The sequence below is a fragment of the Flagellimonas ulvae genome, assembly GCF_049333175.1.
GTDB lineage: Bacteria > Bacteroidota > Bacteroidia > Flavobacteriales > Flavobacteriaceae > Flagellimonas.
Genome location: NZ_CP186325.1, coordinates 2,341,825 through 2,353,865, shown reverse-complemented (window position 1 = coordinate 2,353,865; position 12,041 = coordinate 2,341,825). Strand labels below are relative to the sequence as shown.

General features: G+C 39.1%; 13 protein-coding genes. 9 read left to right on the top strand and 4 right to left on the bottom strand.

Going from position 1 to position 12,041, the window contains the following annotated elements; genetic code table 11:
- Nucleotides 1-414: a cytochrome c oxidase assembly factor Coa1 family protein gene (locus tag ACOKFD_RS10805; protein WP_422857940.1), complete on the bottom strand. Its 414-nt coding sequence runs from the start codon at nucleotides 412-414 to the stop codon at nucleotides 1-3.
- Nucleotides 415-479: 65 nt separating this feature from the next.
- Between ACOKFD_RS10805 and ACOKFD_RS10800 the strand changes: the two genes are divergently transcribed.
- From ACOKFD_RS10800 to ACOKFD_RS10780, 5 genes are all read left to right on the top strand, one after another.
- Nucleotides 480-1,634 carry a beta-ketoacyl synthase N-terminal-like domain-containing protein gene (locus tag ACOKFD_RS10800; RefSeq protein WP_422857939.1) on the top strand — a complete coding sequence of 385 codons (1,155 nt, stop codon included), beginning with the start codon at nucleotides 480-482 and terminating at the stop codon, nucleotides 1,632-1,634.
- Nucleotides 1,635-1,698: 64 nt separating this feature from the next.
- Complete coding sequence (locus ACOKFD_RS10795) at nucleotides 1,699-2,277, top strand: hypothetical protein (RefSeq protein WP_422857938.1); 579 nt, start codon at nucleotides 1,699-1,701, stop codon at nucleotides 2,275-2,277.
- A 4-nt stretch (nucleotides 2,278-2,281) separates the two neighbouring features.
- The gene (locus tag ACOKFD_RS10790; protein WP_422857937.1) at nucleotides 2,282-3,709 is read left to right on the top strand and encodes a flotillin family protein; all 1,428 of its coding nucleotides are present in this window, start codon (nucleotides 2,282-2,284) and stop codon (nucleotides 3,707-3,709) included.
- 122 nt (nucleotides 3,710-3,831) lie between these two features.
- Nucleotides 3,832-4,932: a biotin synthase BioB gene (gene bioB / locus ACOKFD_RS10785; protein WP_422857936.1), complete on the top strand. Its 1,101-nt coding sequence runs from the start codon at nucleotides 3,832-3,834 to the stop codon at nucleotides 4,930-4,932.
- Nucleotides 4,933-4,992: 60 nt separating this feature from the next.
- Complete coding sequence (locus tag ACOKFD_RS10780; protein ID WP_422857935.1) at nucleotides 4,993-5,862, top strand: cupin-like domain-containing protein; 870 nt, start codon at nucleotides 4,993-4,995, stop codon at nucleotides 5,860-5,862.
- A 3-nt stretch (nucleotides 5,863-5,865) separates the two neighbouring features.
- On the opposite strand, the gene ACOKFD_RS10775 is transcribed toward ACOKFD_RS10780, so the two are convergent.
- The 3 genes from ACOKFD_RS10775 to ACOKFD_RS10765 form a co-directional block, all read right to left on the bottom strand.
- On the bottom strand, nucleotides 5,866-6,339 hold the full coding sequence (locus ACOKFD_RS10775) for a regulatory protein RecX (protein WP_298996705.1): 474 nt from the start codon (nucleotides 6,337-6,339) through the stop codon (nucleotides 5,866-5,868).
- 53 nt (nucleotides 6,340-6,392) lie between these two features.
- Nucleotides 6,393-7,940, bottom strand: a complete 1,548-nt coding sequence (locus ACOKFD_RS10770) for an Rne/Rng family ribonuclease (RefSeq protein WP_422857934.1) — start codon at nucleotides 7,938-7,940, stop codon at nucleotides 6,393-6,395.
- Nucleotides 7,941-8,214: 274 nt separating this feature from the next.
- Nucleotides 8,215-8,505 carry an HU family DNA-binding protein gene (locus ACOKFD_RS10765; RefSeq protein ID WP_106143570.1) on the bottom strand — a complete coding sequence of 97 codons (291 nt, stop codon included), beginning with the start codon at nucleotides 8,503-8,505 and terminating at the stop codon, nucleotides 8,215-8,217.
- Between the two features lie 121 nt (nucleotides 8,506-8,626).
- On the opposite strand from ACOKFD_RS10765, the gene mutY reads away from it, so the two are divergent.
- Genes mutY through gldD form a run of 4 tightly spaced genes read left to right on the top strand, consistent with a single transcriptional unit; the run spans nucleotide 8,627 to nucleotide 12,039 of the window.
- Nucleotides 8,627-9,664: an A/G-specific adenine glycosylase gene (mutY, locus tag ACOKFD_RS10760; protein WP_422857933.1), complete on the top strand. Its 1,038-nt coding sequence runs from the start codon at nucleotides 8,627-8,629 to the stop codon at nucleotides 9,662-9,664.
- A gap of 23 nt (nucleotides 9,665-9,687) precedes the next feature.
- The gene (gene ssb / locus ACOKFD_RS10755; protein WP_422857932.1) at nucleotides 9,688-10,140 is read left to right on the top strand and encodes a single-stranded DNA-binding protein; all 453 of its coding nucleotides are present in this window, start codon (nucleotides 9,688-9,690) and stop codon (nucleotides 10,138-10,140) included.
- A gap of 23 nt (nucleotides 10,141-10,163) precedes the next feature.
- The gene (locus ACOKFD_RS10750) at nucleotides 10,164-11,492 is read left to right on the top strand and encodes a gliding motility-associated protein GldE (protein WP_422857931.1); all 1,329 of its coding nucleotides are present in this window, start codon (nucleotides 10,164-10,166) and stop codon (nucleotides 11,490-11,492) included.
- Nucleotides 11,482-12,039 carry a gliding motility lipoprotein GldD gene (gene gldD, locus ACOKFD_RS10745; RefSeq protein ID WP_422857930.1) on the top strand — a complete coding sequence of 186 codons (558 nt, stop codon included), beginning with the start codon at nucleotides 11,482-11,484 and terminating at the stop codon, nucleotides 12,037-12,039. The genes ACOKFD_RS10750 and gldD overlap by 11 nt, the downstream gene beginning before the upstream one ends.
- Nucleotides 12,040-12,041 lie beyond the last annotated feature (2 nt).

Below are 12,041 nucleotides of genomic sequence, written 5' to 3'. Positions count from 1 at the left end.
TCATTCCAAGAGATTCACTGATGTATTATGTATTTCAACACGTATTTCTCGATAGTTCCAAGTATCCCCTTCACCATAAGCATCAATATACAGGGTTCCAGAATCTTTAGGGCCAGCAATGGGAATGACCATTTCTGCTTTCTTTTGGCCATTATGCCAATTGATGCTACCCTGTACCATTCCATCTTTTTCAATGGGCTTCCCCAATAAATTGATTAATTGTTCGTCATTGTTTATCAACTCAAAGGCATACTCATAAGGCTGCGAATCTTCCATCAGTTTGGTCGCACCAAAAAATAGTGTGGCAAAGAAAACGATACATATGATGATAAGAGTAAGACAGCCTCCAACCGGCACTACCCATTTCCAATTTTTTTTCCACCAACTAGGTTGAGTTACCAGTTCGTTATCCATTGTTCTCAAGTTTATCTATTTTATGAAGATAAGAACTTCTATTTTTGCCCGAATTAGATTAAGCATTGAAAGAACCTATTTCCATAACTGCACTTTCTTCCTTTTCGGCTCTCGGAAATAATCTTGACGAAACTTGGTCTTCCTATCAAAATATGATACATAGTTTTGTTCAAAAGGATATCAACACACAAAAAGTATGGGTGTCAGCATTAGACAAGAATCAAAAACTAATCGTACAAAAATTAAGAAAGTCAGATGCTAAATATAGTTCTCTTGATGATTCGGTTTTGTTTGCTATCCTATCTGCTAGGAAGGCCATTGAAGATGCAGGCTGGAACAAAAAAACAGATTTTGGTATCAATATAGGATCATCACGTGGAGCCACATCACTTTTTGAAGACTATCACCAAGAGTTTTTAAAAGAAGGAAATGTTTCCACATTGACCTCACCAACTACCACCTTAGGAAACATTTCATCCTGGGTTGCCCACGACCTTAAGTCGAGTGGCCCAACCATTTCACATTCCATTACTTGTTCCACGGCACTACATGCTTTGTTAAATGGGGTGGCTTGGATTCAAAGCGGAATGTCCGAGACCTTTTTGGTAGGGGGTAGTGAAGCTCCGCTTACACCATTTACCATTGCACAAATACAAGCACTGAAGATTTATTCTAGATTGGAAGGCCCCTATCCTTGCCGTGCTTTGGATTTGGATAAAAAAAGGAATTCCATGGTTTTGGGAGAGGGAGCATCCATGGCTTGTTTGGAGAGAGGTCTAAAAGTAAATCGGTTAGCAAAAATTGAAGGGATAGGATATGCAACAGAACCCTTGACCCATAATGTTTCCATTTCAACAGACGCTAAGTGTTTCCAAGATTCCATGACTATGGCATTACAAGGGGTATCACCTGATGAGATTGATGCCATTGTACTTCATGCTCCAGGTACCGTGAAAGGAGATTTGTCAGAATACAATGCCATCCAAAAAGTATTTTGTAACAAAACTCCTTTTTTGACTACCAATAAATGGAAAGTGGGACATACTTTCGGAGCTTCGGGAATGCTCAGTGTAGAAATGGCTATACTGATGCTACAATACCAAGAATATTTACAAGTGCCTTTTGCACAACAAAAAACACCCTCAAAACCCATAGAGAAAATTATGGTGAATGCGGTAGGTTTTGGGGGCAATGCAGTTTCGGTACTTCTTTCCAAATAATGAGAAAAAGGTTTGAGGTAAAATCTTATCTTAATGCCTAAACAATAACCTAATACTTTAAACTATGGAAGACTGGTTTACAGCACTCACTCTTTTTGAAAAAGTTTACTGGATTGTTGCCATTGTAGGCTCTATAATATTTACTGTTCTTATGGTCATGACATTTGTAGGCGGAGATGTCGAAGATGTCAGTGGCGATGTTGATATAGATATTGATGGGGATACGGGGATTGGCTTCCAATTTCTTTCTTTCAAAAACCTTATAGGATTCTTCACCATATTCGGTTGGTCTGGAATTGCCTGTATGGATAATGGCCTTTCTACTGGAACCACCATATTGGTTTCAGTTACCTGTGGACTCTTGATGATGTTCGCCATGGCCTCTTTGTTCTATTATTTGGCTAAACTCCAAAGTAGCGGTACACTAAAGTTGAAGAATGCCATGGGGCAAATCGGTGAAGTATATTTAACCATAGGGGCCAATCGGTCCAGTATAGGAAAGGTGAGTGTGAATGTTCAAGGGACCTTACGTGAATTGGAAGCCCTTACGGATGAAGAAACTGATTTGAAACAAGGTAATGTCATCAAAGTAAAAGATGTTACCGACAACGGAATTTTAATTGTTAAACTCTTAAATAATTGACCATATGCTAATACTACCCTTACAATTAGGCGGAGGTGCTTCCCTTCTGGCCATTGGCTTTGCCATTCTATTTTTCTTTATCATTATCATCTCGTTTATCCGGCGATACAAGAGGTGTCCTTCAGATAGAATATTGGTGGTCTATGGAAAAGTTGGGTCTGGTAATTCAGCCAAATGTATTCATGGTGGGGCCGCATTTATTTGGCCTGTTATCCAAGATTACGAATTCTTAGATCTTACCCCAATTTCAATTGAAGTTGATTTGACCAATGCTTTGAGTAGACAGAATATTCGTGTAAACGTGCCGTCAAGGTTTACCATAGGGATTTCCACGGAGCCTGGAGTAATGCAAAATGCTGCGGAAAGACTTTTAGGTTTGGGAATGACAGAGGTTCAGGAATTGGCGAAAGAAATCATTTTTGGTCAGTTACGTTTGGTTGTGGCTTCCATGGATATTGAGGAAATCAATTCTGACAGGGATAAATTTTTGACTAATATCTCCCAAAGTGTGGAATCTGAATTGAAAAAAGTAGGTCTTAAGCTCATCAACGTAAACATAACAGATATTGTAGATGAATCTGGATATATAGAAGCTTTGGGTAAAGAGGCAGCTGCACATGCGATCAACGCGGCTAGAAAATCGGTTGCTGAAAAGAATAGAGATGGTTCTATTGGGGAAGCAAATGCGTTACAGGATGAAAGGACTCAGGTGGCTGCAGCGAACGCTAAAGCGGTAGAAGGGGAGAACGTAGCTAAGATCAATGTGGCCAATTCAGATTCGCTACGAAGACAACGTGAAGCGGAAGCCGAGCGTACTGCTGCAGCTTCTGAAAAAGTGCAAGCCGCAAAAGCTTTAGAAGAGTCCTATGCAGCTGAAAAGGATGCTGAGATGGCTCGTGCTGAACGAGAAAGAAGTTCGCAAATGGCGGACGTGGTGGTTCCAGCCGAAATAGACAAACAAAAAGTGGAGATTGAAGCCGAAGCTGAAGCTGAGATGATTCGTAGAAGAGCGAAAGGTGAGGCAGACGCTATTTTATTTAAAGCGGAGGCTGAAGCAAAAGGTATTTTTGAAGTACTTACCAAACAAGCTGAGGGTCTTGACCAAATCGTAAAGGCAGCTGGAAACGATCCCAAAGATGCCGTCCTTTTGTTGATTGCAGATAAGCTTCCGGAGCTAGTTGAAAAACAAGCCGAGGCTATTAAAAATATTAAGATAGATAAAGTAACGGTCTGGGATTCTGGAACAAAAAGTGAGGATGGAAAAAATTCCACGGCGAATTTCATATCAGGAATGTACAAATCTGTCCCGCCCTTACAGGAAATGTTCAACATGGCAGGAATGCAGTTGCCAGAATATTTAAAGGGAAAGGATTTGGAAAAACCATCCAATGGAAATAAAACCGATGAACCTTCGGAAAAGGATAAAACTTAGAATTTAGTTGGTTTAATAGGAAGAGGGCTCTTAGTTTTAACTATGGGCCTTTTTCTTTTCATGACATCTATCTTGTCTTGGTTTAAGAATAAGGGCTATTTTTGTCTCTACATCCAAGAAATATGAGTGTAATAAGAAATAACTGGACCAAAGAAGAAATCCTTGAGATTTATAATAAACCATTAATGGAATTGCTGTATGAAGCAGCCACGGTACATCGTAAATTCCATGACCCCAATACTGTTCAAGTATCTACTTTGTTATCGATTAAAACAGGAGGTTGCCCTGAAGACTGCGGATACTGCCCGCAGGCGGCAAGATATCATACAGATATAGAAGGCAATGACTTGATGTCGATTCAACAGGTAAAAGCGCAAGCGTTGAGAGCTAAATCTTCGGGAAGTTCTCGTGTTTGTATGGGAGCTGCATGGCGTAATGTTAAGGATGGACCTGAATTTGACCAAGTTTTGGAGATGGTGCGTACCATTAATAAATTGGATATGGAGGTATGTTGTACCTTGGGGATGGTCACCGAAAATCAAGCAAAGCGTTTGGCTGAGGCTGGACTATATGCATACAACCACAATCTAGATACTTCAGAAGAGTATTACAAAGAAGTGATTTCCACTAGAGGATATGAAGACCGCCTGGAAACCATTGAAAATGTTAGAAAAACTAATGTAACGGTTTGTAGTGGTGGAATCATAGGTATGGGAGAATCTGCTGAGGACAGAGCAGGGATGTTAGTAGCCTTGTCTACTTTGAATCCTCAACCTGAATCAGTGCCAATTAACGCTTTGGTAGCGGTAGAAGGAACCCCCATGGAGGATGAAAAACCGGTTGAAATTTGGGAAATGATTCGTATGGTGGCCACTACGCGAATTGTGATGCCCGAAACACAGGTAAGACTTTCTGCCGGGCGTACAGAAATGAGCCGCGAAGGTCAGGCCATGTGCTTTTTTGCAGGAGCGAATTCCATTTTTGCCGGAGATAAGTTATTGACCACGCCAAACCCTGACGTGAATGAAGACATGGAAATGTTTAAAATGTTGGGATTGAATCCACAAAAACCGTTTATTAAAATTTCGCAGCCCAAAACGGTCGAGGCCGAAGATTCAGAATATCAATCTTTGGGAGAGAAGCCAAAATGGACACGTCCAGACCACACTATTGAGCGCAATGAACTGGCCAAGGAAAAGTCAAAACTTGCTACGAAGGAGTAGGCCCCGAAGGAGGGTTTAAAAACCTTTTATTAATTTTATAGTTTCAAACTCATTGAAATATTGGAACTTAACCTTGAACAAATTCCTCGCGAAAAGACACTTTCCAAGAAAGAGTTTCTTCAAAAGTATTTTAAGCCTCAGAAGCCAGTAGTAATCGAAAACTTCATAGAGGACTGGCCGGCTTATACCAAATGGAGTTTGGACTATATGTCTGAAATTGCTGGTGAGAAAGAGGTGCCACTCTATGACGACCGACCCGTAAAGCATGATGAAGGGTTCAATGAACCCCATGCTAAGATGAAGATGAAAGATTACATCAAACTTCTTAAAAGAGAGCCTACCAAATACCGGATTTTTCTTTGGAATGTGCTTAAGGAAATCCCTCAGCTTCAAAAGGACTATACGTACCCAGACTTTGGCCTTCGTTTGATGAAGGGTTTACCCATGCTTTTCTTTGGAGGTAGTGACTCACATACCTTTATGCACTATGATATTGATTTGGCCAATATTTTTCACTTCCATTTTGAAGGAAAAAAACAGTGTATTTTGTTTTCGCAGTCCGAGACTAAGTTTTTATATAAGATTCCACATTCCTTGATTACTAGGGAAGATATAGATTTTGCGAATCCGGATTTAGAAAAATGGCCAGCACTAAAGAATGCTAAGGGGCATATTGCCCATTTGGAACATGGAAATGTACTCTATATTCCTGAAGGATATTGGCATCACATGAAATATATAACTCCAGGTTTTTCCATGAGTCTACGCGCAATTGCCAGAAAACCCAAGAATTTTGGCAAAGCGGTGTATAACATTTTCTTTATGCGTCATTTTGATAATATGATGCGCAGATGGAAAGGTCAAAAATGGATAGATTGGAAAAATGAAGAAGCCTTAAGGCGAACAAGGCCCATAACTATTCAAGAGTAATGCTTATTTAATCAGTTCCATGACTTTTTCATACACCAATTGGCTTTCCCAACCTCTGTAAAGTAAGTAATCCAATAGTTTTCTTCTTTTTTTGGATTTGTTCGGTTCGGTAAGTTGGGATAATCTTTTTTTTGCCAATAGGTCAAGTGTATCAAAATAATCTTCTTCATCAATTTCTCTTAAGGCAATTTGTATATTGAATTTGGAAATCTCACGTTGCTTTAATTCATTTTTGATACGATTTTTACCCCATTTTTTAATATTGAACTTCCCACGGGCAAAGCTTTTGGCAAAACGTTCTTCATTCAAATAATTTTCAAGAATAAGATGGCCCATAATGCTATCTATGGCTTCAGGAATCATTCGCATTTCCTTTAATTTCCTTTCAACTTCCTTATGGCAACGCTCTTGATAAGCACAGTAACGTTCCATTTTTTTCTGAGCCTCTTGAACCGAATAATGGACATGTGAGTTCATTTGGTAAAAGTACAAAAACAAAAAAGCGACTCCATTGCTGAAGTCGCTTTGTATTATCGGATGGTTTTCCCTTCCTCGTTCTTGAATCGATATTCTAGATAAGTATAGGCATCCCTAGGTTGGATTTTAATCCATTTCTTATGGTCCAACCACCATTTGAATCTTATTGATGGATATCCTTTGGTTAAATAAGCAGCAATAAACGGATGAATGTTTAACACAATCTCCTTGTACTTTTTATTGCTTTTTAGGATACGCTCCAGGTCTACATTGATTTTATCAATCAACATAATGGGCGCTTCCACTTCTTTTCCAGAACCGTTGGGATTCTCCTCACTGGTCTTGATGTTCATTTCTGGACGAACACGTTGACGCGTAATTTGAACCAAACCAAATTTACTGGGAGGTAAGATTTTGTGTTTTGCTCGATCTTCCTTCATTTCATCCCTCAGGTGATCAAATAGTTTTCTTCTATGATCTCCTTTGGTCATGTCAATAAAATCTACCACAATTATACCGCCCATATCTCGAAGCCTTAACTGTCTGGCTATTTCTGATGCAGCCAAAAGGTTCACTTCCAAAGCGGTATCTTCTTGATTTTTTGCCTTATTGGAACGGTTTCCACTGTTTACGTCAATTACGTGCAGTGCTTCGGTATGTTCAATTACCAAATAGGCTCCTTTGCTCATGGAGGCGGTTTTGCCAAAAGAAGTCTTGATCTGACGCTCTATTCCAAATTTTTCGAAAATAGGGGCAGATCCAGAATATAGTTTAACTATAGATTCTTTTTGGGGTGCAATCTCAAGCAAATAATCTTTTATTTGATTATACAAAGTCTCGTCATCCACATGGATTCCTGTGAAGGAATCATTAAAAACATCCCGTAGAATGGAAGAAGCTCTGTTAACCTCTATTAAAACTTTGGATGGATGAGGTGCTTTTTGCAATTTTTTGCACAGTGCCGACCACTTGGTCAGCAAATTCTGAAGATCTTTGTCCAGTTCAGCAACTTTTTTGCCTTCTGCAACGGTACGGATAATGACGCCAAATCCTTTAGGTTTGATACTCTTTACCAGGCGTATCAATCTATCCTTTTCTTCTTTGCTTCCTATTTTTTGGGATACGGAAACACGGTCTGAAAAAGGAACCATGACCAAGTAACGCCCGGCTATGGAAAGCTCGGAACTAATTCTTGGACCTTTGGTGGAAATGGGTTCTTTTACAATTTGTACCAACAATGACTGATTGGCTTTTATTACATCATTGATGCTGCCATTCTTGTCAATATCTTTTTCAAATGGAAAATCTTTCAGGGTATAATCTTTAAGCTTCCCTGTTCTTACTTTCTTGATGAACTTTAGCATGGATGACAGTTGCGGGCCAAGGTCATGATAATGCAGAAAGGCATCTTTTTCATAACCTACATTTACAAAGGCCGCATTGAGTCCGGTAACGGGTTTTCTTATCTTGGCTAGGAAGATATCCCCAACAGAAAAGTTGTTGTCGTCCTCATCCTTGTGAAGTTCAATGAGTTTTCCATCTTTTAGTAAGGCAAAATCGACTGCGTCGGAACTAGATCTAACGATTAATTCTCTATTCACATGAATCGATTTTTATTTATTCCAACGTGAAGTGTTTTGGAATAAATGATTAAACAATATTTGGAATCGGTTTGCTTTTAAACCGATTGAAATTCTTCGTTTTGAATCTCTATGTCAAAGAACGTATGCTTGTAAAATGAAAAAGTAGTTGCAACAACTACTTTTTCTTGTGTCGGTTCGCTCTCCTGCGTTTCTTACGCTTGTGGGTAGCTACCTTATGTCTTTTTCTCTTTTTACCACTAGGCATATAGCTTTTCCTTTAGTGTTAGTTGAATTATTTTACTTGTACGTTGCTCTTAACACCTTCAACAAAAACCTTGGCAGGCTTAAAGGCAGGAATATTATGAGCTGGAATTTTTATGGTAGTGTTTTTGGAAATATTTCTACCTGTCTTTTCCGCTCTTGTCTTAATGACAAAGCTACCAAAACCTCTTAGGTATACATTATCGCCATTTTCCAAGGACGATTTCACTTCCTCCATAAAAGATTCAACAGTTGCTTGAACGTCTCCTTTTTCCATACCTAGTTTCTCCGAGATTCTAGTTACGATATCCGCTTTCGTCATTTCGTTATTTTGTTTTCTATTTTTTTAGGCTTGCAAATATAAAAATTTAAATTAATCTTTTGCTTAATGCCTTTAATTTTAAGTACATAAACCACTACTTTTATTTTCTATAATTTTTTTGATGAGCTTTTCACAAAAAGTATTGAACTGGTACGACCAGCACAAAAGAGAATTACCTTGGCGCAGTACTAGAGATTCCTACAAAATTTGGCTTTCGGAAATAATACTGCAACAGACAAGGGTGGTACAAGGCACACCTTACTATTTTAAGTTTATAGAGGCCTTTCCAACTGTCCAAGATTTGGCCGCTGCTCCGGAAGAAAAAGTATTGAAGCTGTGGCAAGGTTTGGGGTATTATTCCCGAGCTCGAAATCTGCATGCAACAGCAAAAATGGTTGTTGAAGAATATGGAGGGAAGTTTCCAAATTCCTATAAAGAACTAAAACAGCTCAAGGGAGTTGGCGACTATACTGCCAGTGCTATTGCATCAATTTGTTTTGATATTCCAGAACCCGTTGTGGATGGGAATGTGTATAGGGTTTTGTCTAGATACTTCGGAGTTGAACTTCCAATCAATTCGACAAAAGGGATAAAGTATTTCAAGGAATTGGCCAGAGAAGTAATGGATGTGAATAATGTTCGTGATTACAACCAAGGCATTATGGAATTCGGCGCCATTCAATGTGCTCCCAAAAAGCCTTACTGTCTCTTATGTCCTCTAAACGATGGATGTGTGGCCCTAAAAGAGAATAAGGTGCAAAGTCTTCCTGTTAAAGTGGGCAAGACCAAATTGAAACATCGTTTTTTTAACTACTTGGTTGTGATTGACCCAAACCAAAATACACTTATAGAGCAAAGAAAGGGGAAAGGTATTTGGCAAAACCTATATCAGTTTCCTCTTTTGGAGACAGAAAGTGCCGTGAATCAAGGTGCAGTGGTCAAAGAATTTGGGCAAAAGACTTATAGGAAAAACTTGGAATCCCTAGAACTTTTTAATGAAGAGCCCATTGTTCACAAACTGTCTCACCAACACCTACATACACATTTTTGGATTCTAAAGCTCTCAAAAGAAGTTGAAGAAGGGATTTCCTGGGACGAAATCAGCTCTTTTGCAGTACCTGTTTTGATAGCCGACTTTATTCGGACTTTTAAAATTTAGTACCTTTGACCAATTGAAAAGTTATGAGCGGAACATTAAATAAAGTGATGCTAATTGGCCACTTGGGAGACGAGGTTAAAATTCATTATTTCGAAGGAGGTAATTGTATAGCGCGCTTCCCGCTGGCAACCAATGAGACCTATACCAACAGACAGACTGGGGAGAAGGTAACCAACACAGATTGGCACAACATTGTGGTGCGTAACAAAGCAGCTGAAATTTGTGAAAAATACCTTAGCAAAGGAGATAAAGTCTATCTCGAAGGAAGATTGAAAAACAGACAGTGGCAAGGAGAGGACGGGAATACACGATATACTACCGAAGTTCATGTCCAGGATTTTACTTTTCTTTCCACTAAGAAAGAAGGAATGGCAAATCCTTCCCAACCTACAGTCCCTAGTGCTCCGGCCCAACCAACGCAACCCGCAGCTCCAGCTGTTGAAGAGAGTGGAGAAGACGATGATTTACCTTTCTAAAGTAAGATTTAAAGACTACAGACTTGGACCCTGACCCGTATTGTTTGTCCATCACTTTGTTAGCTTACAGTGGGATTTTTGGCCTGAAAGTAATTGTACTGCTTGTTCTATTGTGCTTTTCCGCACTTATTTCAGGTGCAGAAGTTGCCTTATTTGGTCTTTCCCAATCCGATTTGAATGAGCTTCAGGAAGAAGACGAATCAAAAGGGAACATTATCAAAGGGCTTTTGGATAAACCAAAAAAACTTTTGGCCACGATTCTTATAACCAACAATGCCATAAACATTGGTATTGTTCTATTGTTCAGCTCTATAGGTAACACTATTTTTTCCGAAATAAACCAAACACTTTTCGGGGTTATATCCGTACGTTTTTTGCTGGAGGTTATTGTGGCTACGTTTTTGATTTTAATGTTTGGTGAAATTCTTCCAAAGATTTATGCCAATAGAAATAAAAAACAGTTCTCAACACTTATGTCGATACCTCTACGTGGACTAAGTGTAGTTCTGACGCCTTTTAGTTCGCCCATGAGTTCGGCAACGGTCTTCTTACAAGATAAATTGGGAAGACAAAAATCCAATTTTGGGGTGGACCATTTATCCCAGGCCCTGGAATTGGCTTCTGAAGGAGATACCACTAAGGAAGAGAAAAAGATACTCGAAGGGATTGTTAACTTTGGGAACACAGATACCAAGCAGGTGATGCGACCCCGAATTGATATTTTTGCTCTTAACGAGGAAATGAAGTTTCCTGAGGTAATTGCTGAAATAAAAAAGAACGGATATTCTCGTATACCGGTCTTTTCCGAAAGTATGGATAATGTGTTGGGTGTCTTGTACGTTAAAGATTTATTGCCCTATTTGGAACGTAAAAGTTTTAACTGGATGTCCTTGATTCGAGAACCCTATTTTGTTCCAGAGAATAAAAAATTGGACGACCTTTTACTTGAGTTTCAGGAGAAAAAGAATCATTTGGCAGTAGTGGTGGACGAATATGGAGGAACTTCGGGAATTGTAACTTTGGAGGACATTATTGAAGAAATTGTTGGAGACATCAGCGATGAGTTTGATGATGAGGACTTGATTTTTTCCAAATTGGACGATTTCAATTACGTTTTTGATGGAAAAACTACCCTAAAAGATTTCTATCGGGTAGTGAAAATTGAAGATGAAGATGAATTTGAAGATAAAAAGGGAGAATCAGAAACGATAGCTGGGTTTGTACTGGAAATTTCTGGAAGCTTTCCGAAAAGAGGGGAAAAAGTCCTCTTCAAAAACTATCGGTTTGTGGTGGAAAGTCTCGATAAAAAACGATTGAAGCGAATTAAAGTAACATTACCACATGAAGGTTAAAGTTCTCGTAATAATATCAATAGTAGTATTATCCTCGGGATGCAAAGATGAGGTTTTGCCAAAACCCAAGGCTATGCTTCGACTGGATTATCCACAAGCCGAATATGAAGAACTGGACTTGGATTGCGTTTTTGCTTTTGACCTAAATTCCAAATCCATAATCAAAGAGAACAAGGATTGCTCCCTAGTTTTGGATTACCCTATAATGAAGGGTTCCATATACCTGACCTATAAGCCCGTAAAAAATAATTTAGACACCCTGTTGATAGACGCCCAAAAACTCTCTTACGAGCATGTGGTCAAGGCAGATAATATTTTAGAGCAGCCTTTCGTAAACCCGGAAGATGGTGTTTACGGCATGTTCTATGAAATCAGTGGTAATGCTGCATCTCAGTCACAATTTTATGTGACCGACAGTACCAATCACTTTGTAACGGGGTCATTGTACTTTTATGCAAAACCCAACTACGATTCCATTCTCCCTGCTGCAATTTATCTTCAAAAAGATATTAGAAGAATAATGGAAAGCCTAAGATGGAAAAAATAATA